20 protein-coding genes are annotated in these 22,657 nt (G+C 65.2%); 11 read left to right on the top strand and 9 right to left on the bottom strand.

Annotation, left to right across the window (positions count from 1 at the left end; all coding sequences use genetic code 11):
• Window positions 1-10 precede the first annotated feature (10 nt).
• Together ACIGJE_RS25455 and ACIGJE_RS25450 are read left to right on the top strand one after the other, a co-directional pair.
• Window positions 11-292, top strand: coding sequence for a sarcosine oxidase subunit delta (locus tag ACIGJE_RS25455; protein WP_415086544.1), 282 nt, complete (start codon window positions 11-13; stop codon window positions 290-292).
• Window positions 289-3,741, top strand: a complete 3,453-nt coding sequence (locus tag ACIGJE_RS25450; RefSeq protein WP_483678970.1) for a 2Fe-2S iron-sulfur cluster-binding protein — start codon at window positions 289-291, stop codon at window positions 3,739-3,741. Before ACIGJE_RS25455 ends, ACIGJE_RS25450 begins: the two co-directional genes overlap by 4 nt.
• A 142-nt stretch (window positions 3,742-3,883) precedes the next feature.
• Here the strand turns inward: ACIGJE_RS25450 and ACIGJE_RS25445 are convergent, their stop codons facing one another.
• Window positions 3,884-5,560 carry a cation acetate symporter gene (locus ACIGJE_RS25445; protein ID WP_394314752.1) on the bottom strand — a complete coding sequence of 559 codons (1,677 nt, stop codon included), beginning with the start codon at window positions 5,558-5,560 and terminating at the stop codon, window positions 3,884-3,886.
• Window positions 5,557-5,859: a DUF485 domain-containing protein gene (locus ACIGJE_RS25440; RefSeq protein WP_394314753.1), complete on the bottom strand. Its 303-nt coding sequence runs from the start codon at window positions 5,857-5,859 to the stop codon at window positions 5,557-5,559. The genes ACIGJE_RS25445 and ACIGJE_RS25440 overlap by 4 nt, the downstream gene beginning before the upstream one ends.
• Before the next feature lie 326 nt (window positions 5,860-6,185).
• On the opposite strand from ACIGJE_RS25440, the gene ACIGJE_RS25435 reads away from it, so the two are divergent.
• The 3 genes from ACIGJE_RS25435 (at window position 6,186) to ACIGJE_RS25425 (ending at window position 12,021) form a co-directional block, all read left to right on the top strand.
• The gene (locus tag ACIGJE_RS25435; protein ID WP_483678969.1) at window positions 6,186-7,808 is read left to right on the top strand and encodes a Na+/H+ antiporter; all 1,623 of its coding nucleotides are present in this window, start codon (window positions 6,186-6,188) and stop codon (window positions 7,806-7,808) included.
• A 263-nt stretch (window positions 7,809-8,071) separates the two neighbouring features.
• Window positions 8,072-10,483, top strand: a complete 2,412-nt coding sequence (locus ACIGJE_RS25430; protein ID WP_483678968.1) for a GcvT family protein — start codon at window positions 8,072-8,074, stop codon at window positions 10,481-10,483.
• Entirely contained in the window at window positions 10,480-12,021 is a 1,542-nt protein-coding gene (locus ACIGJE_RS25425) for a trimethylamine methyltransferase family protein (RefSeq protein ID WP_483678967.1), read from the top strand. Before ACIGJE_RS25430 ends, ACIGJE_RS25425 begins: the two co-directional genes overlap by 4 nt.
• Window positions 12,022-12,239: 218 nt before the next feature.
• Here ACIGJE_RS25425 and ACIGJE_RS25420 read toward each other — a convergent pair whose 3' ends face one another.
• The 5 genes from ACIGJE_RS25420 to ACIGJE_RS25400 all read right to left on the bottom strand — a co-directional run bounded on the left by ACIGJE_RS25420 (window position 12,240) and on the right by ACIGJE_RS25400 (window position 16,676).
• Window positions 12,240-13,610, bottom strand: a complete 1,371-nt coding sequence (locus tag ACIGJE_RS25420) for an IS1182 family transposase (RefSeq protein WP_311943922.1) — start codon at window positions 13,608-13,610, stop codon at window positions 12,240-12,242.
• Between the two features lie 91 nt (window positions 13,611-13,701).
• Entirely contained in the window at window positions 13,702-14,244 is a 543-nt protein-coding gene (locus ACIGJE_RS25415; RefSeq protein ID WP_483678966.1) for a P-loop NTPase family protein, read from the bottom strand.
• 97 nt (window positions 14,245-14,341) lie between these two features.
• The gene (locus ACIGJE_RS25410) at window positions 14,342-15,073 is read right to left on the bottom strand and encodes an MBL fold metallo-hydrolase (protein WP_483678965.1); all 732 of its coding nucleotides are present in this window, start codon (window positions 15,071-15,073) and stop codon (window positions 14,342-14,344) included.
• 76 nt (window positions 15,074-15,149) lie between these two features.
• Entirely contained in the window at window positions 15,150-15,827 is a 678-nt protein-coding gene (locus ACIGJE_RS25405) for an amino acid ABC transporter permease (protein WP_311932945.1), read from the bottom strand.
• Window positions 15,828-15,836: 9 nt separating this feature from the next.
• The gene (locus ACIGJE_RS25400) at window positions 15,837-16,676 is read right to left on the bottom strand and encodes an ABC transporter substrate-binding protein (RefSeq protein ID WP_311932946.1); all 840 of its coding nucleotides are present in this window, start codon (window positions 16,674-16,676) and stop codon (window positions 15,837-15,839) included.
• A 133-nt stretch (window positions 16,677-16,809) separates the two neighbouring features.
• On the opposite strand from ACIGJE_RS25400, the gene ACIGJE_RS25395 reads away from it, so the two are divergent.
• The 6 genes from ACIGJE_RS25395 to ACIGJE_RS25370 all read left to right on the top strand — a co-directional run bounded on the left by ACIGJE_RS25395 (window position 16,810) and on the right by ACIGJE_RS25370 (window position 20,618).
• Window positions 16,810-17,721 carry a LysR substrate-binding domain-containing protein gene (locus tag ACIGJE_RS25395; RefSeq protein ID WP_483678964.1) on the top strand — a complete coding sequence of 304 codons (912 nt, stop codon included), beginning with the start codon at window positions 16,810-16,812 and terminating at the stop codon, window positions 17,719-17,721.
• A 119-nt stretch (window positions 17,722-17,840) separates the two neighbouring features.
• Window positions 17,841-18,446 carry a YceI family protein gene (locus tag ACIGJE_RS25390; RefSeq protein ID WP_311932948.1) on the top strand — a complete coding sequence of 202 codons (606 nt, stop codon included), beginning with the start codon at window positions 17,841-17,843 and terminating at the stop codon, window positions 18,444-18,446.
• Between the two features lie 14 nt (window positions 18,447-18,460).
• Entirely contained in the window at window positions 18,461-19,021 is a 561-nt protein-coding gene (locus ACIGJE_RS25385) for a cytochrome b (RefSeq protein WP_483678963.1), read from the top strand.
• Window positions 19,022-19,097: 76 nt separating this feature from the next.
• Window positions 19,098-19,757, top strand: a complete 660-nt coding sequence (gene nthB, locus ACIGJE_RS25380) for a nitrile hydratase subunit beta (protein ID WP_483678962.1) — start codon at window positions 19,098-19,100, stop codon at window positions 19,755-19,757.
• Window positions 19,744-19,992 (top strand): nitrile hydratase accessory protein, encoded by a 249-nt coding sequence (locus tag ACIGJE_RS25375; RefSeq protein WP_376717605.1) that lies wholly within the window; start codon window positions 19,744-19,746, stop codon window positions 19,990-19,992. The genes nthB and ACIGJE_RS25375 overlap by 14 nt, the downstream gene beginning before the upstream one ends.
• Window positions 19,989-20,618: a DUF1287 domain-containing protein gene (locus ACIGJE_RS25370; protein ID WP_483678961.1), complete on the top strand. Its 630-nt coding sequence runs from the start codon at window positions 19,989-19,991 to the stop codon at window positions 20,616-20,618. The genes ACIGJE_RS25375 and ACIGJE_RS25370 overlap by 4 nt, the downstream gene beginning before the upstream one ends.
• A gap of 66 nt (window positions 20,619-20,684) precedes the next feature.
• Here ACIGJE_RS25370 and ACIGJE_RS25365 read toward each other — a convergent pair whose 3' ends face one another.
• Both ACIGJE_RS25365 and ACIGJE_RS25360 read right to left on the bottom strand, forming a co-directional pair.
• Window positions 20,685-21,026: an endonuclease domain-containing protein gene (locus ACIGJE_RS25365; protein ID WP_367625339.1), complete on the bottom strand. Its 342-nt coding sequence runs from the start codon at window positions 21,024-21,026 to the stop codon at window positions 20,685-20,687.
• 106 nt (window positions 21,027-21,132) lie between these two features.
• Entirely contained in the window at window positions 21,133-22,569 is a 1,437-nt protein-coding gene (locus ACIGJE_RS25360; RefSeq protein ID WP_367625340.1) for a homospermidine synthase, read from the bottom strand.
• Window positions 22,570-22,657: the final 88 nt, after the last annotated feature.

Genomic DNA, 22,657 nt, shown 5'->3' with positions numbered 1-22,657 from the left:
CTTGCCCGTCATGCTGAGAATTGCCTGTCCCCATTGCGGCTTGCGCGACGAAGTCGAATTCCGTTATCGGGGCGATGCCTCGGTGCACCGGCCGGGCGAAGAGGCCGAGGCGCAAGCCTATTACGATTATGTCTATGAGCGCGCCAATCCGGCGGGCTGGCATCTGGAATGGTGGCAGCATGTGCATGGCTGCCGGCAGGTGCTGAAGGTGCTGCGCGATACGGTCAGCCACGAGATCCAGGCCGTGGTCAGCAGACATGACGAGATCCCCTTGCCGGAGCGTTCGGCATGAGCGGTCCCCATCGCCTCGTCGAGGGCGGGCAGGTCGATCGCGGCAAGCCGCTGTCCTTCCGCTTCGACGGCAAGATCCTGCATGGCTATCGCGGTGATACGCTCGCCTCGGCGCTCCTGGCCAATGGCGTGCGCATCGTCGGGCGCTCGTTCAAATATCACCGGCCGCGCGGCATCTTCACGGCCGGGCCCGAGGAGCCCTCGGCCCTGGTGGAACTGCGTCGGGGCGCCTGGCGCGAACCAAACGTCCCCGCCACCACCATCGAGCTCTTCGAGGGGCTGGAGGCGGTGAGCCAGAACCGTTGGCCCTCGCTCGGCTTCGACCTCGGCGCGATCAATGGCTGGCTGTCGCCCTTTCTGCCCGCTGGTTTCTACTACAAGACCTTCATGTGGCCGGCAGCCTGGTGGGAGAAGGTCTATGAACCGCTGATCCGCCGGGCGGCGGGGCTGGGGCGGGCGGCGCGCGAGCCCGATCCCGACAGCTACGACACCATGCATGCCCATTGCGACCTGCTGGTCGTCGGCTCGGGGCCGTCTGGGCTCGACAGCGCCCTGGCGGCGGGGCGGGCCGGCAAACGCGTGATCGTGCTGGAGCAGGATTTCGCCTTTGGCGGCTCGGCACTGCTCGACCCCGCTGCGCGTGAAGGCCTGACCGACAGGCTGGCCGAACTGGCGGCGCTTCCCGAGGTAATGCTGCTCAACCGCACCGGCGCCTACGGCCTCTATGACGGGCTGGTCGTCGGCGCCGTCGAGCGGGTGGCCGATCACCGCATCACGCCCGGGCAGCGCGAGGTGCGCCAGCGCCAATGGATCATCCGTCCGGGCCGGATCGTGCTCGCCACCGGCGCGCAGGAACGCCTGATCGCCTTTCCCGGCAATGATAGGCCGGGCGTGATGCTGGCGTCGGCGGCGGCGGTCTATGTCGCGCGGTTCGGCGTGGCGCCCGGCCGGCGGGCGGCCTTCTTCGTCAACAATGACCGCGGCTACGGTGCGGCCCGGCTGCTTGCCGAGGCCGGCGTCGAGATCGCCGGCATCATCGACACCAGGCCCGATTCCGCCGCCGGCCGCGAGGCGGAACGAGCTGGCATCCCCGTCTGGTTTGGATCGCAGGTCTCCGCCACCGAGGGCGCCCCCCTGCATGTCCTGACCATCACGCCTGTCGCAGCCAGGCTGCGGCCGCAAATGCTGCTGGCCGACCTGCTCTGCGTCTCCGGTGGGCACGATCCCCGCCTGCAACTCGCCGGCCAGGCCCGACTGCCCTTCGAGTGGGACGAAAGGGCCGTATCCTTCTGCGCCAGGGGCAATGAGCGGATCGAGCTCGTGGGCGATGCCGCGGGAACGGCGGGCGAGGGCACGCCGCCCCACCCCTTCTGGGAGGCCAAGGTTTCGCGCGGCTCCGGCAAGGCCTTCGTCGATCTGCAGCATGACGTCACCGCCGACGACCTGCGGCTGGCGGTACGCGAGGGCTATGCCCATGTCGAGCATGCCAAGCGCTACACCACGCTCGGCATGGCGACCGACCAGGGCAAGACCGGAGGCCTCGTCGGCAGCGCCATCCTCGCCGGCGAGAAGGGCGAAAGCCTTGCCGAGACGGGCCTGCCGACCTTCCGCCCCTATGCCTCGCCCGTCTCCTTCGGCGCCCTCGCAGGGGCCGAGACGGGCGAGCATTTCCGCCCCAAGCGCCGGCTGGCCTTGCATGACTGGCACTCGCGGCAGGGCGCCGTGTTCGTCAAGCTCGGCCTGTGGCTGCGGCCCCTGGTCTATTCCCCCAAGCGGGACACCAGCTGGGCGCCGGTGCTGGCCGAGGCCCGGACGGTGCGCGAGGCCGTCGGCGTCACCGACGCCTCCTCGCTCGGCAAGATCGACGTCCAGGGCCGCGATGCCGGCGCCTTTCTCGACCGTATCTATGCCAACACCTTCTCGTCCCTGCCGGTGGGACGGGCCCGTTACGGCCTGATGCTGCGCGAGGACGGCATCGTTCTCGACGACGGCACCACGTCGAGATTGGCCGAGGATCATTATTTCGTCACCACCACCACGGCCAATGCCGGGCCGGTGTTGGAGCATCTCGAATTCCATCACCAGGCCGTATGGCCCGATCTCGACGTCCAGATCACCAATGTCGCCGATCAATGGGCGACTTTCGCGGTAGCCGGCCCTAAGGCCCGGGCGGTGCTCGCCCGCATCACCAGCCAGGACCTCGACGATGCGGCCCTCCCCTTCATGGCCGTTGCCGAGACGATGATTGCCGGGGTTTCCGGCCGGCTCTTCCGCATCTCCTTTTCGGGCGAACTCGCCTATGAGGTTTCGGTGCCCTCAGGCCATGCCGAGCCGGTGTGGGAAGCCATCCTCGCGGCCGGCAAGCCCTTCGGCATCAAGCCCTATGGGCTCGATGCCCTCAATCTGCTCAGGATCGAGAAAGGGCATGTGGCGGGCAGCGAGCTCAACGGCCAGACCACGGCCGATGATCTCGGCCTTGGCCGCATGCTCAAGAAAAAGGGCGATTATGTCGGCCGCGTCCTGGCTGGTCGTCCCGGCCTGACCGAGGCTGGGCGCCTTGTCCTGGTTGGCGTGAAGGTGGACGATCCCGGGCAGAAGCTGCGGGCCGGCGCCCATCTTACCGCCTCCGCCGAAGCCAAGGAGAGTCTGGGCTTCGTTACCGCCGCCTGCCCAACCACGCAGGGGAAGGGCTTCATCGGCCTTGCCCTGCTGCGCGGCGGCAAGGAACGGATCGGCCAGAGGCTGCATGCTGCCGATCCCGTGCGCGGTGAAGCCTGTGAGGTCACCATCGTCTCCCCGCATTTCGTCGATCCGGACAATCTCAGGGTGAAGGATGCCTCGCCGGTCGGGGTCGTCGAGCCGCTGGTCCTGCCGCGCTCCGTACCAGGTCATCACGCCTTGATCCCGGACCGCCCCTCCGATCGCGTTGCCGAGGTGCAGTTGGCCGAGCGCAGCCCCGACATCGCCGAGATCAAGCTGCGGCGGGATGGCGAGGCGGGCTTGCGCCGTGCGCTCAAGGCGGAGTTCGGGTTGGATCTGCCGGAGCCCGGCCGATCGGCGGTCTCGGGGGCGCTGAAGGTGCTTTCGCTCGGCCCTGGCGACTGGCTGGTGCTGGACAAGCAGGGACGGCCGGGCAGCCTTGCCGTGAGCCTCAAACATGCTCTCGGCGAGAACGCCTCGGTGGTGGATCTTTCCTCGGCCTTCGGCGTGCTGCGCCTGTCAGGCCCCAAGGCGCGCGGTGCGCTGATGAAACTATGCCGGATCGACCTGCATCCGCGCGTGTTCGGGCCCGGCCATGTCGCGCGCACCCTGATGGCGCAGATCCCTGTCCTGCTGCACCAGGTCTCCGACGAGCCTGCCTATGACCTCTTCGCTCCCTCGACCCTGGCCCAGGCCTTTGCCGAGACCTTGGTCGAGAGCGCGGCCGAATATGGCTTGAGGCTGGACTGATCCTGGGACCGCCAGCATCCTTGCTGGCTCTTTGACACGCTGCGTGTGCAGAAAGTGAGGGCCAGCAAGGATGCTGGCGGTCCCAGGAAAAGCGCTCCGCCGGAGAAGGCGGAACGCTCATTTGCGAACGATACTGCGAGCCTCAGTGCTTGCTCGCCGCCGTGGCGCCGATGCCGGTCTGCGAGCGCACATATTGGTCGTCGAAGCCGGCCCGGTCCTCGGCGGCGCGCTGGCTGTTGTCGAGCTTGGAGAACAGCCAGATGCCGGCGAAGGCCAGCGCCATCGAGAACAGCGCCGGATTCTCATAGGGGAACGGCGCCGAGCCCTTGGGATGCTGGAGCACGGCTTCCCACACGCCGGGCGAGAAGATGACGCCGAGCAGAGCGGAGATCAGGCCGAGATAGCCGCCCATCACCGCCCCGCGCGTGGTCATGCCGCGCCACATCATCGACATCAGCAGCACCGGGAAGTTGCAGGAAGCCGCGATGGCGAAGGCCAGGCCCACCATGAAGGCGACGTTGACGTTCTCGAAGGTGATGCCGAGCCCCATGGCGATCACGCCGAGCACGATGGTGGTGATCTTGGAGACGCGGATCTCGTCCTGTTCCTTGGCCTTGCCGCCCTTGATCACCGTGGCATAGAGGTCGTGGCTGATGGCCGAGGCGCCGGCGAGCGTCAGGCCGGAGACCACCGCCAGGATGGTGGCGAAGGCGACGGCGGCGATGAAGCCGAGGAAGATGTCGCCGCCGACGGCGTCGGCCAGATGGATGGCGGGCATGTTGATGCCGCCCCGGATCGCCTCCAGCCCCTTGGCCGGATCGGTCAGGAAGGCCGGGTTGGTCGACACCAGAGTGATGGCACCGAAGCCGATGATGAAGGTGAGGATATAGAAATAACCGATGAAGCCGGTGGCGTAGAACACCGACTTGCGGGCTTCCTTGGCGTCGGCGACGGTGAAGAAGCGCATCAGGATATGCGGCAGGCCGGCCGTGCCGAACATCAAGGCAAGACCGAGCGAGATGGCCGAGAGCGGGTTGGCGAGCGTGCCCGGCTGCATGATCGCCGCCCCCTTGGGATGGACCTCCACCGCCTTGGCGAACAGGGCCTCGGGGCTGAAGTTGAAGGTGAGCAGCACCATCAGGGCCATGAAGGTGGCGCCGCCCAGCAGCAGGCAGGCCTTAATCAGCTGCACCCAGGTGGTGGCGACCATGCCGCCGAAGGTGACGTAGAGCATCATCAGGACGCCGACGATGATGACGGCGTAGCTGTATTGCAGGCCGAACAGGAGCTGGATCAGCTTGCCCGCGCCGACCATCTGCGCGATCAGGTAGAAGGCCACCGTCACCAGCGTGCCGAAGGCGGCGAGCACGCGGATCGGCGTCTGCTTGAAGCGGAAGGAGGCGACGTCCGCGAAGGTGAACTTGCCGAGATTGCGCAAGGGCTCGGCGATCAGGAAGGTGACGATCGGCCAGCCGACCAGCCAGCCGATCGAATAGATCAGGCCGTCATAGCCCTTCATGTAGACCAGGCCGGAAATGCCGAGGAAGGAGGCCGCCGACATGAAGTCGCCGGCGATGGCGAGGCCATTCTGGAAGCCGGTGATGCCGCCGCCCGCCGTGTAGAATTGCGAGGCCGATTTGGTGCGGTTGGCAGCCCAGGCCGTGATTCCCAGCGTAAGGAGCACGAACAGGCCGAACATGATGATGGCGTGCCAGTTGGTCGCCTGCTGCTGCACCGGTCCGGAGACGGCGTCGGCGAGGGCCTGGGTGGCCGTGAGGGCCGGCAGGAAGGCCGCGAGGATGAGGGTACTGCGCTTCATCCGCGTGCCTCCTTGACGATTTCCTGGGTCAGCGTGTCGAATTCGGCGTTGGCCTTGCGGACATAGATGCCGGTGAGGATGAAGGCGGCGACGATGACGAGAATGCCGATCGGAATGCCGATGGTGGTAACGCCGGTGCCCAGATGCTGCCCGAGCACGCCGGGCAGATAGGCGACGACCAGGATGAAGCCGAAATAGATGACCATCATGATGGCCGAAAGCGTCAGGCTCAGCGTTCTTCGGCGCCGTACCAGTTCCTGATATTTCGGATTTTGCTCAATGGATTTGTAAGAAGACATGTCGTTTCCCCCGACGCCGCTTTACCGGCAAGGCAGCCCAAATGTTTTGCGGGTCCACCGTCCGGTTCAACCTAGGATTAAGCCAACATGTCGCGCAACGGACAATTGCGGCTATGCCCAATTCATTGAACTCGTATGTTTGTTGTTGTGCGTTATTCCGATGACGAAGTCTTGTCCGAGCCGGAATCCTTAGGAGAGGCGCGACCGGAGAGCCCGAACGCCGGAGCCGGTCCATCCGTTTTCGGGTTGGTGAAAACTCGGACTGGTCAACAATATCTTAACAGGCGCTTCCTAGCTTGACCGCGTCACGAGCGGATAAGGCGGGCATGGAGACGATCTCGGTCATTTTGTTGTTGTTGCTGGCGGTCGTTCTCAGCGGCGCGCTCGCGAGGATGCTGCCGATCGTCCTGCCTTTGCCTCTGGTCCAGATCGGCTTCGGCGCACTGATCGCGTCCTTCGCCAGTTTCAGGGTCGAGCTCGACCCGCAGGTCTTCTTCCTGCTGTTCCTGCCGCCGCTGCTGTTCCTGGATGGCTGGCGCATTCCCAAGGACGGCCTGTTCCGCGACAAGGGCACGATCATCGAGCTCGCCTTCGGCCTGGTGGTGTTCACCGTGATCGGCGTCGGCTTCTTCATTCACTGGATCATCCCGTCGATGCCCCTGGCGGTGGCGTTCGCGCTCGCCGCCGTGCTGTCGCCGACCGATCCGATCGCGGTATCGGCTATCGCGGCCAGAGTGCCCATTCCCAAGCGGCTGATGCATGTGCTGGAAGGCGAGTCGCTGCTGAACGACGCTTCCGGCCTGGTCTGCATGCGTTTTGCCGTTGCCGCGGCCTTGACCGGCACCTTCTCCTTCACCAGCGCCCTCGGCACCTTCCTCTGGGTGGCGAGCGGCGGCATCGCCATCGGCATTGCCGTCACCTGGGGCGCGTCCCTGGCCAATCGCTGGGTGGCCCGCCGCTTCGGCGACGAGGCGGGCTCGCAGGTGCTGGTCAGCCTGCTCATCCCCTTCGCCGCCTATCTCCTCGCCGAAGAACTGCATTGCTCGGGCATCCTGGCGGCGGTCGCCGCCGGCATGACCATGAGCTATGTCGAGCGCCTCGGCCAGTCGCTGGTCGCGGCCCGCATGCGTGGCGGTGCGGTTTGGGACATGGTGCAGTTCGCGGCCAACGGCATCATCTTCGTGCTGCTGGGCGAGCAGATTCCGCAGATCGTCGCCGCCGCTGCCAGGAGCCATGGTGCGATCTGGATGATCGTCTATGTCCTCGCCATCACGCTGGCGCTGGCGATCCTGCGCTTTCTGTGGGTGTGGACCTCGCTGCGCTTCACCCTGTTTCGCGCCGCGCGCAAGGGCAAGGCGATCATGCTGCCAAGCTGGCGGCTGATTGCCGCCGCCTCGCTCGCCGGCGTACGCGGCGCCATCACCCTGGCCGGCGTGCTGACGCTGCCTTTGGCCCTGACCGACGGCACGCCCTTCCCGGCGCGCGACCTCGCCATCTTCCTGGCAGCCGGGGTGATCGTGATGTCCCTGGTGGCGGCGAGTGTCGGCCTTCCCCGCCTGCTCAAGGGGCTGGAGCTGCCGCCCGAGCCTTCGCACCAGGAGGAGGAGGACGAGGCCCGCATCGCCGCGGCGGAGGCGGCGATCAAGGCGATCGAGCGGACCCAGCACGAACTGGGACTGGGGCGCAGCGATGCCGATCTCTATGCCGATGCCAGCGTGCGCATCATGGATCTCTATCGCCAGCGCATCGACGGGCGACTGCAGACCGGCGAGGAAGCCGAACTGACGCGCCGCATCGACGAGATCGAGCGCCAGTTGCGCCTGGCGGGCCTCAGGGCCGAGCGCGACCAGATCTTCCAATATGCCCGCACTCGGCGGCTCTCGGACGAGGTGGCCCGCAGATTGGTGCGGGAACTCGATCTGCTCGAGGCCCGTTTTGCGACGGGTTGAATCCCTGGGATCGCAGGCTTCCAGCCTGCATTTTGGAAACGCTACGCCTGGGGCAGGGGAAGATGCAGGCTGGAAGCCTGCGATCCCAGGATCAATCCGTTTTCTTATCCATCAATTGTTTATTCTTCTAACTTTTGATCCATAAAAACCGATAAGTTCACTCTCGTCATGTTTGTTTTGTCATCGATGCGTTTTCCCTACCATCGTCGCGAAGCGGGCTGATGTCGTGTATCAGGGACTCCTGCTTTGAGAGGGTCCCGGGAATGAAGAGCGAAGTGCGTGCCGTGGTGATCGGCGGTGGCGTGGTGGGATGTTCCATCCTCTATCACCTGGCCAAGATCGGCTGGACGGACGTCGCCCTCATCGAGAAGAACGAGCTGACCTCGGGCTCGACCTGGCACGCTGCCGGCGGCATGCACACCTTCAATGGCGACGCCAACGTCTCCAAGCTGCAGAAATACACCATCGACCTCTATCGCGAGCTGGAGGCGCTGACGGGCCAGTCCTGCGGTATCCATGCCAATGGCGGCCTGATGCTCGCCGCCAATGAGGGCGAGATGGACTATCTGCGCCTGGTGGCCAGCCGGGCCCGCTATCTCGACATGGAAACCGAGATCATCCCGGTGGCCGAGGCCAAGCGCCGCAACGTGCTGATCGAGGAGAAATACTTCACCGGCGCGCTCTGGCGCTCGGATGGCGGCCATGTCGATCCCTGGGGCACCACCCATGCCTATGCCGCCGCGGCCCGCAAGCTTGGCGCCGAGATCCACCGCTTCACCCGCGTCACCGGCCTCAGTCAGCGCCCCGACGGTTCCTGGGACGTTGCCACCGACAAGGGCTCGATCCATGCCGAGCACGTGGTGAATGCCGGCGGCCTGTGGGCCCGCGAGATCGGGCGCATGGTCGGCATCGAGTTGCCGGTGCTGGCGATGGAGCATCACTACATCGTCACCGAGGCCATTCCCGAGCTGGAAGGGTTGGACAAGGAGATCATCAACACCACCGATTTCTCCGGCGAGATCTATGTGCGCCAGGAGGGCAAGGGCGCCCTGCTCGGCACCTATGAGCACAACTGCACCCCCTGGTCGGTCGACAAGACGCCTGACGATTTCGCCACCCAGCTGCTGCCCGACAATTTCGACCGTATCGCTCCCGAGCTCGAAGTCGGCTTCGAGCATTTCCCGGCGGTCGGGCGCGCGGGCATCAAGAAGTCGATCAACGGCCCCTTCACCTTCGCCCCCGACGGCAATCCGCTGGTCGGTCCGGTCAAGGGCCTGCCGAATTTCTGGGTCGCCTGCGCCGTGATGGCGGGCTTCAGCCAGGGCGGCGGCATCGGCCTCACTTTGTCACGCTGGATGGCCGAGGGCGATCCGGGCGCCGATATCATGGCCATGGACGTCGCGCGTTTCGGCGTGTTCGCCACGCCACGCTACACCAAGGCCAAGGTGATCGAGAATTATCGCCGCCGTTTCCGCCTCGCCTTTCCCAATGAGGAATTGCCGGATGCGCGCCCGCTGCGCCGCACCCCGATCTATGGCCGGCTGAAAAAGGCCGGCGCCGTGTTCGGCGCCAATTTCGGCCTGGAACACGCGCTCTGGTTCGCGCCCCCGGGCGTCGAGCCCACCGAGAATCCGACCTATCGCCGCTCCAACGCCTTTCCGCATGTCAGGGCCGAGTGCCTGGCGGTGCGCGAGGCCGTCGGCCTCTACGAGACCTCCAACTACGGCAAATACGAGATCACCGGTGCCGGCGCACGCGCCTGGCTCGACAAGCTGCTCGCCTGCAAACTGCCCCGGCCGGGCCGCATGGCAATCGCGCCGATGCTCAACCCTGAGGGACGCATCGTCGGCGACCTCTCCATCGCCTGCCTCGCGATGGACCGCTATCTGCTGATCGGCTCGGGCTTCGCCGAGGCCTATCATATGCGCTGGTTCTGGCAGCAAAAACCGCCCGAAAACGTGCATGTGCGTTCCGCTGCCTCGACCCTGACCGGTTTTTCCATCGCCGGGCCGAACGCTCGCACGCTGATGCAGCGCCTTGTGCGCGAGGATCTTTCGCCCGACGCCTTCAAGCTCTTTGCGGTCAAGGAGACGGCCGTCGGCATGTCCCCGGTGATCTTCTCGCGCGCCGGCTTCACCGGCGAGCTCGGCTACGAAGTGTGGACCACGCCGGACTTCCAGGCCACGCTCTATGACGAGATCGTCGAAGCGGGCGCCGACCTCGGGCTCAGACTGTTCGGAGGCAGGGCGCTCTCTTCCCTGCGCCTCGAAAAGGGCTATGGCTCTTTCAACAAGGATTTTCGGCCCGACTACACGCCGGCCGAAACCGGGCTCGATCTCTTCATCGACTTCAGGAAGGAAGGCTTCACCGGCCGCGACGCCGCTTTGGCGGAACGCGAGCGCGGCCCCAGGCGCCGCCTTGCCGTCCTGGAGGTCGACACGGATACGGAAGTGATCGGCTATGAGCCGATCCTCAAGGACGGCACGGTCGTCGGCCACGTCACCTCGGGTGGCTATGGCCATTATGTCGGCAAGAGCCTCGCCATCGGCTATGTCAAGAGCGAGTATCACGAGGACGGTGCCGCTTTCGCCATCGACATTTTCGGTGAGGACCGTCCCGCTATCCTGCGGGCGGCGCCCCTGCACGATCCCAATGGCGGGAGGCTGCGCGGATGAGCCGGGAAAACACCGGGTCCGAGCACGGCCGTGCCGGCCGCCGCGAGCGCGGCAGCCGCAACACCGGGGCGGCCACCCCGCCGATGCCGCGGCTGGCCAATCGCTTCGCGCCGGTCGACATCCTCTCGCCCGAGCAGGTCGAGCGCATCCTCGATGCCGCCTATGCCCTGCTCGAAACCGACGGCATGAAGATCCTCAGCCCGCGAGCGCGCCAGGCCTATGCCGCCCATGGTGCCCTGGTGGATGAGGCGACGCAGATGGTGCGCTTGGGGCGCGACATCGTCGAGGCCATGCTGGCCAAGGCGCCCAGCCGCTTCGTGCTGCATGCGCGCAATCCCGAGCGGGACCTGCATGTCGGCGGCAATGTTGTCAATTTCGGCCCGGTCAACGGCGCACCCAATATTCGTGATCTCGAGCGCGGCCGGCGCTATGGCGATCTCGAGGCCTTTCGCGACATCCTCAAGATCACCAACGGCCTTGGCCTCCTGCACTGGCAGGGCGGCGTGGTGGTGGAGCCGGTCGACATCGCCGTCCCCGTGCGGCATCTGGAGATGTACCGCGCCCATATCGAATTGTCGGATCTGGTCTGGGCGGCGCGCGGCGTCGGCGGCGTGCAGGCGCGCGATGCCCTGGCGCTTTCGGCGATCGAGCATGGCTGCAGCATCGAGGCCCTGGCCGAACGTCCGACCCTGATGACGGTGACCAACGTCAATTCGCCCCGCGTGGTCGACGAGGACATCCTCGACAGCATCATGATCATGGCCGAGCACGGCCAATGCGTGGTGATCACCCCCTTTACGCTGATGGGGGCGATGGCGCCGGTGACCCTGGCCGGCGCTTTGGTGCAGCAGACGGCCGAAGCCCTCTCGATCATCGCGCTCTGCCAGATGCTGAGGCCCGGCGCGCCCTGTGTGATGGGCGGCTTCACCTCCAATGTCGACATGAAGACGGGGTCTCCCGCCTTCGGCACGCCCGAATATGTCAACGCGGCCCTGGCGACCGCCCAGCTCGGCCGTCGCCTTGGCGTGCCGGTGCGCACCAGTGCCGTCAATGCCAGTCCGGCGCCGGATGCGCAGGCGACCTGGGAGACCAGCTTCTCGCTGTGGGCAGCGATCATGAGCCACAGCCACCTGATCAACCATGCGGCCGGCTGGCTCGAAGGCGGGCTGTCGGCGAGCCTGGAAAAGATCGTGATCGATGCCGAATTGCTGCGGGGCTGGGCCGAGATCCTCAAGCCCATCGAGTTCGGCGACGACGAGATCGCCCTCGATGCGATCCGGGGCGTGGCGCCGGGCGGGCATTTCTTCGGCTCGCCCCATACGCTTGCCCGCTACGAGAACGCCTTCTATCGCCCGGTGCTCTCCGACTGGTCCAATTTCGAAAACTGGCGCGATGCCGGCGAGCGCACCGCGACCGACCGGGCACTGGATGTCTGGAAGAAGACGCGCGATGCCTATGTCCCTCCGCCCCTCGATCCGGTCGTGCGTGAGGCAGTGGATGCTTATATCGCTGGGCGCAAGGAGGAGATCGGGGGGTGAGTCCAACGGTATCAAGGCCGAACAAGCGATAGGCGCAGCACCGGTTTTCTGGGACCGCCGGCTTCCAGCCGGCTCTTCTTTCTTGACGAGTACAGTGGTTGCAAGAGCCGGCTGGAAGCCGGCGCAGACCGCTGACAAACCCCGCCATTTTTGGCGGGGTTATTTTATGTGCCTGCTGCAAAGGTTTGAGTTATCGACTTTTTTGAGAAAGAGCCCTTTCAGGCTGGTGCTGACCTGTAAGCGGGAGCCAGCAGAGTGGCGATGCGCTTGATGTTCTGGGCGACAGCGGCCAGGAGGCATTGGCAGGCCACGCGTGTGAGACTTCGGAAGCGGGCATAGCGGTGGCCGTGCAACTGTTTGGCATCGGCGAAGGAACGCTCCACCGTCTCCTTTCGTCGTTTGTAGATCAGCTTGCCATAGGGCGTGAGGCGGTTTGCATCGGTGCGCTCGCGCGCTTCGTGCCAGACGTGCCGGGTGATGACGCGTCGGTTGTCGGCGGAGCGGGTGCATGAAGCCAGCAACGGGCAGGTGCGGCAGATGGCCGGATCGGAAGCGTACTGGCGATAGCCGTCGCGGTCTGTGGTGGCATAGGCCAGCAACTGCCCCTGCGGGCAACGATAGCCGTCCCGTTCCTCCTCATAGATGAACTGGCTCTTGCGCATCATGCCAGGCTTGGGCGGGTTGGGGGTACGATAGCCGGTCACACCCAGGATGGCTCGATCCTCCAATCCCTTGGCGATGCCAGCACTGGCATAGCCCGCATCCAGCCCTACCGCCTTCACCGGCAAGGCAAAGCGCTCGCGCTGGCGGTCGAGCCGGCCCAGATAGACGATGCTGTCATGCACATTGCCGGGTGAGGCAAAGGTATCGGTGATGATGCCGACCTTGCCGTCCACCGTGCGGTGATCGAGATAGAAGAAGCCTTTGGGCTTGCCATCGCGCACCATGTAGCCGCTGTCCGGATCCACCCGCGAGACCTTGGTCTGCTTCACCTCGGGCTCACGTTCGCGCACCGGCAGGGGGGCCTGGCCATGCGCCGCCCGCTCCGCCTCGACAGCCGCGTCCAGGGCTTGCCAGTAATCGGCTCGTGACTTGGCAACCTGGGCTAGGTCGAACTTCTTGGCGTTGGCATTCGCCTTCAGATGGGTGGAGTCCGTGTACAGCACCTTGCCATCCACAAGCCCATGTCCGATCGCCTGCTCCACGATGGCATCGAAGATGGCCTGAGCCACATCCGTGTCGTTGTAGCGCCGGCGCCGGTTCTGCGACAACGTCGAGGCGTCGAACACCGGCGCCATCAGCTTGAGCCCCAGAAACCAGCGATAGGCCACGTTCACTTCGATCTCGCGCACCAACTGGCGCTCCGAGCGGATGCCGAACAGGTAGCCGATGAACAACGCCTTGAACATCAAGGTCGGGTCCAGCGGAGGACGGCCATTGTCCGCACAGTAAAGCCCCGACACGCGATCATGGATGAAGGAAAAGTCGATCACCGCGTCGATCTTGCGCAGCAGATGATCCTTGGGAACAAGCGCATCGAGCGTAACCATCTCGATCGCCGTCTGCTCGGGGCCGGGTTTCTTCAACATGACCCACTGAATCAAAAACTGCTGACTAACGCTACTGGTTTGTCAGCAGTCTGAGCCGGCTGGAAGCCGGCGGTCCCAGGAAGGGTGGCCCCTACAGATCCCATGCTCGATAGAGCTCGTTGAGCGCCTTCGCCGTATGGCATTCGACGGCGGGCAGGCCGGATTTGCCGATGATTGCTGCATACTTGCCGCTGCTGTCACGAGTCTTGACCAGGATCCAGTGGATCATCTCCCATTTGAGACTGTCCTGGGCGCCTTCCAGGTGGCCGGCCCGGCTGGAGCGGTTCACCAGCGTGCGCTTGAGATAGCGATAGAAGCGCAGCCAGTGATGGGAGGTGATCAGGATCGCGCCCGTGGCCCGGGCGAAGCGCTGCGGCATCAGGCGCGAATAATTGCCCTCAATCACCCAGCGCTCTCCCATGATGGCAGCATCGTGCAGGGCCTTGAACTCGGCTTCCGGCCGGGGTTGCCAGTCGGTATGGGGCCGATGGTGGAGCTGGTCGAGATGCACGGCGGGAACCGCGAGTTTTCTGGAGAGGGCGACGGCGAGCGTCGACTTGCCGGCATTGGAAGGGCCGAGGACGACGATGCGCTCGCCGAGGCAGGCCAAATCTTTCACGGTCGTGGGCAGCATGGTGGCACCGATCATGAAAATTGGGGGCGAGCCCAATGCGCCAGGCAGGTGGCGTTGTCAATGGCGGATCGATCAATGCCGCTTGCCGCCGACTCAATCACCTCTCTGCATCGCCGTCCCGCAAATAGCCCCGGGCGATCGCCTGCATGGTGGCACGGTCCATGCTGGCGCCGTGACCGCCATGGGCCACGGCGACGTCGAGCCGGGCGAGGCGCTCCATCGTCTGGCGATAGACTGTCCTGTCGGCGCCTGGCACGTCGTCGACGAGGCCGCCGCGATAGATCGCATCGCCACTGAAGAACAGGCCGTCGTGTTCGTCCAGCAGCCCGATCGATCCGGGGGAATGGCCGGGCAGATGCAGCACGTGCAGCCGGGCATTGCCGAGATCGAGGCTGTCGCCTTCTGTCAGGAGCGTCGTCAGGGGAGCGGGAGTGAGGCTGAAATCGGCGGCCCGCCAAGCCGGAGTCGGCAGCTGCGTGACGGCTTCGTCGATGTCCCGGAACAACGCAGCAAGCGTCTCGCCGTCGCGCATCTCGGCGAAGGCAGCCTGTTCGGCGGCGTGACCGAAACGCCGCTCGAATTCATGAAAGGAGCCGACATGATCGACATGGCCGTGGCTCGCCACCGCCAGGACGGGCTTGCCTGGGGTAAGATCGAGGGCGTCTCGCAATGAGGCCAGGCCCATGCCGAAGTCGAGCACCAGGTCGGCGTCGCGGCCCCTGAGATGGAAGATGTTGGCCTGGAAGAAGGAATGGACGAAAGGCTCCCACAGTCGGGTCAGGTCGGGCGCGAGGTGTTCCTTGGCAAACCAGGTGTTGGAAAGGGCCACGGTTATGCCGTTCCTCCAGGATGCGGGCGCGATGTCTTCGCACGGGGCAGTGCGATGGTAGCGGAAGGCAGGGCCATCAGCGCCGGCCTCTTGCGAAGAGTGCCTCGGTCCGCATCTGGATGGCGGTCAGGATCGAGACCATGACGAGATAGTAGACCAGCGCCGCGCCATACCACTCCATGAAGCGGAAGCTGGTGGCGATCGCATATTGGGTGACGGTCATCAGTTCCTTGAGCGAGATCACCGTGGCGAGCGAGGTCGTCTTCAGGAGCGTGATGAACTCGCTCATCAGGGCGGGCAGGGCGATGCGCATGGCCTGGGGCAGCGTGATCAGGACGAAGATCTGGCCGCGATGCAGGCCGAGCGCCGCCCCGGCTTCGCGCTGCCCCGGACCCACCGCCGCGAAGGCGCTGCGCAGGATCTCGGTGAGATAGGCGACCTGGATCAGGGTGAGTGCGATGAAGGCGGCCAGGAAGGGCGAGAACCAGCCCGCCCGAAATAGCGGAGAGAGCTGGGGCAGCCCGTTCCAGATGAACAGCAGCACCAGCAAAGCCGGCGTACCGCGCAGCAGCCAGACATAGCCGACGACGCTCCAGCGCAGCAGGCGTCGCGGCGAGGTGGCCAGGGAGGCCGTGCCCATGCCCGTCACCATCGAAACGGCCATCACGGCAAGCGACAGGGCGACGGTCAAAAGGGCGCCTTCGGCCAGGGGCCAGCCGAAGACGGCGTCGAGGAAAAGCTGGAAGTCGAACATTGCACCGCTTCATCGAGCCGCAGCGCCATCGACCTCGACGGCCTCGGGCGACAGGTTCCACTTCTTCAGCATGTCCTGCATGCGGCCTTCGGCCTTCAAGGCTTCGAGGCCGGCGCGGACGGCCTTGCGGTCGCCGGCATCCTTGCGCAGGTAGATCGCGTAATATTCCTTGTCCGGATAGGTGTAGGGCACTTGCAACCGGCCGGGCGTCTGGGCCATGCGATAGGCTGCCGTGGTGTCCAGCGTGATGGTGCCGGCGGCCCGGCCGACGAGGATCTGCTGGATGACGGCCGAGGCTGAAGGATAGGGCTGCAGCACGGCCTCGGGCCGGCCGGCTTTGGCGAAGGTGGCATTGAGGGCGGCAAGCGTCGGTTCGAAGGTGGTGCCCGCCTCGACGGCGACGGTCTTGCCGCTGAAATCCTCGGGCACCTTGGTCCCGCTGTCGCCGGCGGCCGTCACCATCACGGTGGAGGTCGTGAAATAACCGATGCCGTCATATTTCTGCAGCCGCTCGGGCCTGAGCGTGATGCCGCTCATGACGGCATCGCAACGCTGGGAATCGAGCGAGGGCAGGAGGCCCTTGAAGTCGCCGACGACATAGTCGGTCTTGGCGCCCCATTGCTGGCCCAGCGCCTCAGCGACGTCGATCTCGAAACCGACAAGGGCCTTGTCGCCGGGCTTTTCGTAGAATTCCATCGGCGGGAATTCGCCGGAGGTACAGACCTTGAAGGTGCCGTTCCTAGCGAAGGAGGGCACATCCGCCGCCCAGGCCGCCTCCGTGGAAACGTTGAGGAGGGCAGCAAACCCGCAGAAAGCGGTGCATGCAAAATGGGTCTTCGTCGAGCGCATGGATGCGTTCCCTTCGTGCCGTGGTTTCGGCTGTTCTGCTCTGGATCACCCGACTGTCCGGCACGCGATGCATGGAAACAAGCTAAATGTTCTGCTAGTTTTAGCGTGATTGAAACTAAACAATTAGGGGCGCATGCTTCCGCCACTTCATGCTTTCAAGGTCTTCGAGGTCGTGGCCCGGCTCGGTCATGTCGGGGCCGCTGCCGCCGAGTTGCATGTCACGCCGGGTGCCGTGAGCCAGCAGTTACGCTCACTGCAACTCCATCTCGGCATGGATCTCTTCGCGAAGGTGGGGCGCCGGCTCGTGTTGACGGAGGCCGGCCTGACGCTGCAGCAATCCGTCGGGGTCGCCATGGCCGAGATCGGCGAGGGTGTGCGCAATCTTTCGGCGCAGCGCATCGACAGCCAGGCGGAGGTCGTCGTGAACATCTGCATTCCGCCGGTCCTTGGCACGACATGGCTCGTGCCCCGGTTGTTCGCCTTCATGGCGGATCACCGGCATGTCAGACTGCAGGTCTCCACCGGCGTCGAGTTCCATGCCATCGACTGGCGCAGGAGCGATGTCGCCGTCGTCTACGGCAATCCGCCCTGGCCGGGTTTCTGGTGGCGCATGCTGCATGGCGTCTATCTGATGCCGGTCTGCAGCCCGCAATTGCTGCGTGGGCCGCATGCCATCCGCCACCCCGCCGACGTGCTGCATCATCGGCTGCTGCACGAGGAGGACGGATCGGAATGGCGCCGATGGCTGGCACAGGCCCGGGTTAGATATCCGGGTGCGTCCGACATCTATTTCGGTGATTTCGCCCTCATCCTCCAGGCGGCACGGGACGGTCACGGCGTCGCCTTGGTGGATGACGTGATCTCGGCCCGCGATCTCGACGAAGGCCGGCTCGTACAGCCGCTGGCGCAGCGTGTGCCGGCGGCCAAGAACTATCATTGCATCTGTAGCGAGGAGACCCTCGCCAAGCCCGAGATCGGCGCTTTGGTCGACTGGTTGATCGATCAGGCCTCGCGCACGCCGGTGCCGCGGATCGGCCTGGGCTAGCAGCAAGTACTCGTTCACCCCGTTGTGATCGGCCCATCGTCCAGGATACGAATAAAATCCAGCACGGTGTGTTTTCCAGACGAACCCTTCTTCGCGACGGATCGAGACGGAACTGAGCCATGACCACCGCAAGTATGACCACAGCAAGACTGAAGAGGCTCTCCCTGGGAGCCATACCCCTGATCGCCTGCTTGCTCGGCGCCAGCCAGGCCGATTCCGCCCAGGCGCGCAACTGGCGCATCAATCCGGCCAGGACGTCCGTCGGCTTCGTCGTCGACGGCATCGGCTGGCCGCGTACCAAGGGGCGTTTCCACGATTTCGACGGCAGGATCTCGATCAATTTCGACAATCCGGCCGCCAGCCGCGTCAGCTTCAAGGTTGCGGCAAAATCGGTCGATGTCGGCTCGCCCTCCTTCAACGATTACCTGCGCACCGATGCCTTCTTCAACGTGGCGCAGTATCCGACCATCACCTTCACCTCCACCAGAGTCGAGAAGGTCGATGGCAGCCATGCCCGGGTCACAGGCGACCTCACCATCCGCGGGATCACCCGCCCGCTCACCATCGATGTCGCCCTGGACAAGCCGGCCGACAAGGCAAGCTCGCAGATCGGCTTCCGGGCGACGGGCGTGATCAAGCGGCTCGCCTTCAACATGAGTGCGGGCTTTCCGGCGATCAGCAACGATGTCGACCTGATCGTCACCACCGAGGCGCAGGCTCAGTGACGGGAGGCGTGGTGATGAAGGCGAGGCCTTCCCTCCGCCATCGCTGGAGCGCCACCGGGCAAATCCTGCACTGGTCCTGCGCTGCCCTCATCCTGTTCATGCTGGGGCTCGGCCTTGCCATGGTGGAATGGGTGGAGGACCAGGGCCAGCGCTTCGATCTCTATCAGCTGCATAAGAGCCTTGGCGCCCTCGTCTTCCTGTTGATGGCGCTGCGCGCCGCCTGGCGCCTTCTGGCCCGGGTGCCGGTCTTGCCGGAGAGCATGCCGCGTCATGAGCGCGTGCTGAGCAAGGCGGTGCATGTCGCCCTCTACGGGCTGATCTTCGCCATGCTCGTCACCGGCTATGTGATGATCTCAGCCTCGCCGCTGCCGCTGCCGATCCAGCTGCCGGGGGGAGGGCATGTTCCCAATCTCGTTGCGCCCGATTTCGAGCTTTCCGAGCAGATGAAGGCGCTGCACCATCGCTTCGCTTTCGTGCTGATCGCCCTTGTCCTCCTGCATGTGGCGGCGGCCCTCAAGCACTGGCTGTGGGATCGCGACGGCGTGCTGCAGAGCATGCTGCCGGGGCGGGGCTGAGGCCGCATTACTTTTGCAAAACAGGGCCGACTCCGCGTAAGACAAGCCCCTGTTCTTGCCTTGCCCGGAGTTATCAATGAACGGTGCGCAGGACCTTGGCGGCATGATGGGCTTCGGGCCGATCGCGCCGGAAAAGGACGAGCCTTTCTTCCATGCCGCCTGGGAGAAGCGGGCGATGGCGGTGACGCTGGCGATGGGCGCGACCGGTTCCTGGCCGCTCGATGCCGGGCGCTATGCGCGCGAGAGCCTGCCGCCGGCGGATTATCTGTCCTCCTCCTATTACGAGATCTGGATCAAGGCCCTGATCAAGCTGATGCTGACGCAAGCGCTGGTCAGCGAGGCCGAGCTTGCCGAGGGGCGGGCTATCGAGCCGGGCAAACCCCTGAAGCGCGTGATCAGGGCCGCCGAGGTGCCGGCTGCGCTCGCCGCCGGCACGCGCTGCGACCGACCGGCGAGCCGGCCCGCGCGGTTTGCCGCCGGCGAGGAGGTGCGGGCGCGCAACGAGCACAAGATCACCCATACCAGGCTGCCGCGCTATGCGCGCGGGCATCTCGGCACCGTCGTCGAAGCTCATGGCGCATTCGTGCTGCCCGACAGCAACGCCCATGGCGAAGGCGAGAACCCCGAATGGCTCTACACGGTGCGCTTCGCCGGCACCGAACTCTGGGGCCCGCAGGCCGACCCAACCCTGACAGTGATGCTCGATCTGTGGGAGAGCTACCTTGACCCCGCTTGACGCCATTCCTTCCATTCCGCGCGATCGCGGCGAGCCCGTGTTCCGCGAACCCTGGGAGGCCCGCGCCTTCGCGCTCGCCGTTTCCCTCCATGAAAAAGGCGTGTTCACCTGGCCGGAATGGGCTGAGGCGCTGGGCCGCGAGATTGCCGCTGCGCCCGCCGACGACGGCTCGCATTATTACGAGCACTGGCTGTCGGCGCTGGAAAAACTGGTGGGAAGCAAGGGCCTGACATGAATGGAATAACGCGCCGAGGGATCCTGCAGCTTGGTTTCCTAGCCCTGGCTGCCGGTGCCGGCGGTGCGGCGAAGGCGCAGCCATCCGGTGCTGGGGAAGACTGGCGCAAGGCCCTGGTGGATGCGGCGCGCAGCCAGATCGGCGTCACCACCCTTTATGATCCTGCCTATAGGCGCATCGCCTATCCCGGCGGCGACGTGGCGCCCGAGCGGGGCGTGTGCACCGACGTGGTGGTGCGCGCCTATCGCAAGGCCTTCGTCCTCGATCTCCAGCGCCTCGTGCACGAGGACATGAAGGCCGGTTTCGCCGCCTACCCGAGGAACTGGGGCATGCGGGCGCCCGATCCCAACATCGACCACCGCCGCGTGCCCAACCTGATCGCCTTCTTCAAGCGCAAGGGCACAGTGCTGCCGGTGACCGCCGATCCGGCGGACTATTTGCCGGGCGACCTGGTCACCCAGATGCTGCCGGGCAGTCTGCCGCATATCCTGATCGTCTCTTCGCAGGTCGCGGCGCCGACGCCGGGGCGCCGGCTGGCGATCCACAATATCGGGCAGGGCGCGCGGGAAGAGGACACGCTGTTCGCCTTCCCGCAGACCGGCCATTTTCGCTTCGCGCCGGCGTAAAATGCCTTCTCCCCTTGTGGGAGAAGGTGGCGCGAAGCGCCGGATGAGGGGTGGACGAGGCCCCTCTCACCAAGGCAGCCCGGCCCGAGCCAAAATGGTATCCTGGATCACCGTGGGAGATTGCAGGATGTCGGCATTCCAGAACCGGACGATGGTATAGCCTTGAGCTGCCAGCCAGCTGTCACGCACCTGGTCGTGTGTGCTTTCGGCGTGCTGGGAGCCATCAGCCTCGACAATGAGGCGATACCGAAAGCAGGCGAAGTCGACGACATAGCGGCCGATCGGCACCTGGCGGCGGAACTTCAGATGAGCGAGCCCTCGTCCGCGTAACAGACGCCAAAGGGCAGCTTCGGCGTCTGTCGGATCGCCGCGCATTTTGCGGGCGAAGTCGCGTTGCTCAGGCTTCATGGTTTCGGCATCCAGAGGCCTGAGCAGTTTAGTGCTGGGAGGGGTTTCGTCCACCCCTCATCCGCCCTTCGGGCACCTTCTCCCGCAAGGGGAGAGGGTTTTTCGTTCACCGCACCAGGATGTTGCGGAACTGCCAGGGATCGGAGGTGTCGATGTCCTCCGGGAAGAAGCCCGGGCGGCCGTCGAGCGGGGTCCAGTCGGTATAGTAGCCCTTGACCGGGCCGAGATAGGGCTTCTGCACTTCCAGGCAGCGGCGGAAGTCCATTTCATCGGCTTCGACGATGCCGGCTTCCGGATTCTCCAGCGCCCAGACCATGCCGGCCAGCACGGCCGAGGTGACCTGCATGCCGGTGGCGTTCTGGTAGGGCGCGAGCTTGCGGGTCTCCTCGACCGTGAGCTGGGAGCCGTACCAGTAGGCATTCTTGCCGTGGCCGTAGAGCAGCACGCCGAGTTCGTCGGCACCGTCCTCGATTTCCTTTTCGTCGAGGATGACGAACTTGTCCTGCGCCTTGCCGGCGGCGCCGAACATCTCGTGCAGCGAGAGTACGGCATCGTTGGCCGGGTGATAGGCGTAGTGGCAGGTCGGGCGGTAGACCGCCTCGCCGTTCTCGCGCACCGTCAGATAGTCGGCGATCGAGATCGCCTCGTTATGGGTGACGAGGAAGCCATATTGCGGGCCCGGCGTCGGGCACCAGCTCATCACGCGGGTGTTGGCGCCGGGCTGCAGCAGGTAGATCGCCGCGCCACAGCCTTCCTTGTGGGTGCGGCCGGTCTCGGGCATCCAGGTCTCGTGCGTGCCCCAGCCCAGCTCGGCCGGCTGCAGGCCTTCGGAGATGAAGCCTTCCACCGACCAGGTGTTGACGAACACGCCGCGGGGCTTGGGATGCTTGGCGCGCTGGGTGTCGCGCTCGGCGATGTGGATGCCCTTGACACCGACCTTGCGGGCGAGCGCCGCCCATTCCTCGCGGGTCTTGGGATCGGCCGAACCATGGCCGGTCGCCTCGGCGACGTCGAGCAGGGCCTGCTTGACGAACCAGGAGACCATGCCGGGGTTGGCGCCGCAGCAGGAAACCGCCGTCGGGCCGCCGGGCGTGCGGCGCTTGGCAGCCAGCATGCTCTCGCGCAGGGCGTAGTTGGTGCGCGCTTCCGGGCCGGCATTCTTGTCGAAATAGAAGCCGAGCCAGGGCTCGACCACCGTATCGATATAGAGCGCGCCGAGGCTGCGGGCGAATTCCATCAGGTCGACCGAACCGGTGTCGACCGAGAGATTGACGCAGAAGCCCTGGCCGCCGCCGGCGGTGAGCAAAGGCTGCAGCAGGCTCTTGTAGTTGTCCTTGGTAACGGCCTCCTGCACGAAACGAATGCCGTGCTCCTCGATGATCTTGCGGTCGGCATCGAGCGGATGCGGGTCGATGATGACCATGCGCTCCTTGTCATATTCGAAATGACGCTCGATCAGCGGCAGCACGCCGCGACCGATCGAACCGAAACCAATGATCACGACGGGGCCGGAAATCTTACCGTAGACAGGCCATTGAGCCATTCAATCCTCCAAAATGTGCAAGCCCCAGCGTTTAGGCGCTGGGACCCGCGGGTGCAAGTTTTGTCGCGTGAATGTGAAGCAGGGATGA

The organism is Labrys sp. E2SS-1L (assembly GCF_057073705.1).
The sequence above is the reverse complement of the archived record's forward strand: the minus strand, read 5'-3'. Positions and strand labels throughout refer to the sequence as shown.

Excerpts from the sequence above, each read along its gene's own strand:
- ACIGJE_RS25390 (WP_311932948.1), top strand. The coding sequence starts at position 17,841 with ATGACCACCGCAAGTATGACCACAGCAAGACTGAAGAGGCTCTCCCTG.
- ACIGJE_RS25400 (WP_311932946.1), bottom strand. The coding sequence starts at position 16,676 with ATGCGCTCGACGAAGACCCATTTTGCATGCACCGCTTTCTGCGGGTTT.
- ACIGJE_RS25420 (WP_311943922.1), bottom strand. The coding sequence starts at position 13,610 with ATGTTGAAGAAACCCGGCCCCGAGCAGACGGCGATCGAGATGGTTACG.
- ACIGJE_RS25450 (WP_483678970.1), top strand. The coding sequence starts at position 289 with ATGAGCGGTCCCCATCGCCTCGTCGAGGGCGGGCAGGTCGATCGCGGC.
- nthB (WP_483678962.1), top strand. The coding sequence starts at position 19,098 with ATGAACGGTGCGCAGGACCTTGGCGGCATGATGGGCTTCGGGCCGATC.
- ACIGJE_RS25370 (WP_483678961.1), top strand. The coding sequence starts at position 19,989 with ATGAATGGAATAACGCGCCGAGGGATCCTGCAGCTTGGTTTCCTAGCC.
- ACIGJE_RS25445 (WP_394314752.1), bottom strand. The coding sequence starts at position 5,560 with ATGAAGCGCAGTACCCTCATCCTCGCGGCCTTCCTGCCGGCCCTCACG.
- ACIGJE_RS25415 (WP_483678966.1), bottom strand. The coding sequence starts at position 14,244 with ATGCTGCCCACGACCGTGAAAGATTTGGCCTGCCTCGGCGAGCGCATC.
- ACIGJE_RS25435 (WP_483678969.1), top strand. The coding sequence starts at position 6,186 with ATGGAGACGATCTCGGTCATTTTGTTGTTGTTGCTGGCGGTCGTTCTC.
- ACIGJE_RS25455 (WP_415086544.1), top strand. The coding sequence starts at position 11 with ATGCTGAGAATTGCCTGTCCCCATTGCGGCTTGCGCGACGAAGTCGAA.
- ACIGJE_RS25395 (WP_483678964.1), top strand. The coding sequence starts at position 16,810 with ATGCTTCCGCCACTTCATGCTTTCAAGGTCTTCGAGGTCGTGGCCCGG.
- ACIGJE_RS25440 (WP_394314753.1), bottom strand. The coding sequence starts at position 5,859 with ATGTCTTCTTACAAATCCATTGAGCAAAATCCGAAATATCAGGAACTG.
- ACIGJE_RS25365 (WP_367625339.1), bottom strand. The coding sequence starts at position 21,026 with ATGAAGCCTGAGCAACGCGACTTCGCCCGCAAAATGCGCGGCGATCCG.
- ACIGJE_RS25360 (WP_367625340.1), bottom strand. The coding sequence starts at position 22,569 with ATGGCTCAATGGCCTGTCTACGGTAAGATTTCCGGCCCCGTCGTGATC.
- ACIGJE_RS25425 (WP_483678967.1), top strand. The coding sequence starts at position 10,480 with ATGAGCCGGGAAAACACCGGGTCCGAGCACGGCCGTGCCGGCCGCCGC.
- ACIGJE_RS25405 (WP_311932945.1), bottom strand. The coding sequence starts at position 15,827 with ATGTTCGACTTCCAGCTTTTCCTCGACGCCGTCTTCGGCTGGCCCCTG.
- ACIGJE_RS25385 (WP_483678963.1), top strand. The coding sequence starts at position 18,461 with ATGAAGGCGAGGCCTTCCCTCCGCCATCGCTGGAGCGCCACCGGGCAA.
- ACIGJE_RS25430 (WP_483678968.1), top strand. The coding sequence starts at position 8,072 with ATGAAGAGCGAAGTGCGTGCCGTGGTGATCGGCGGTGGCGTGGTGGGA.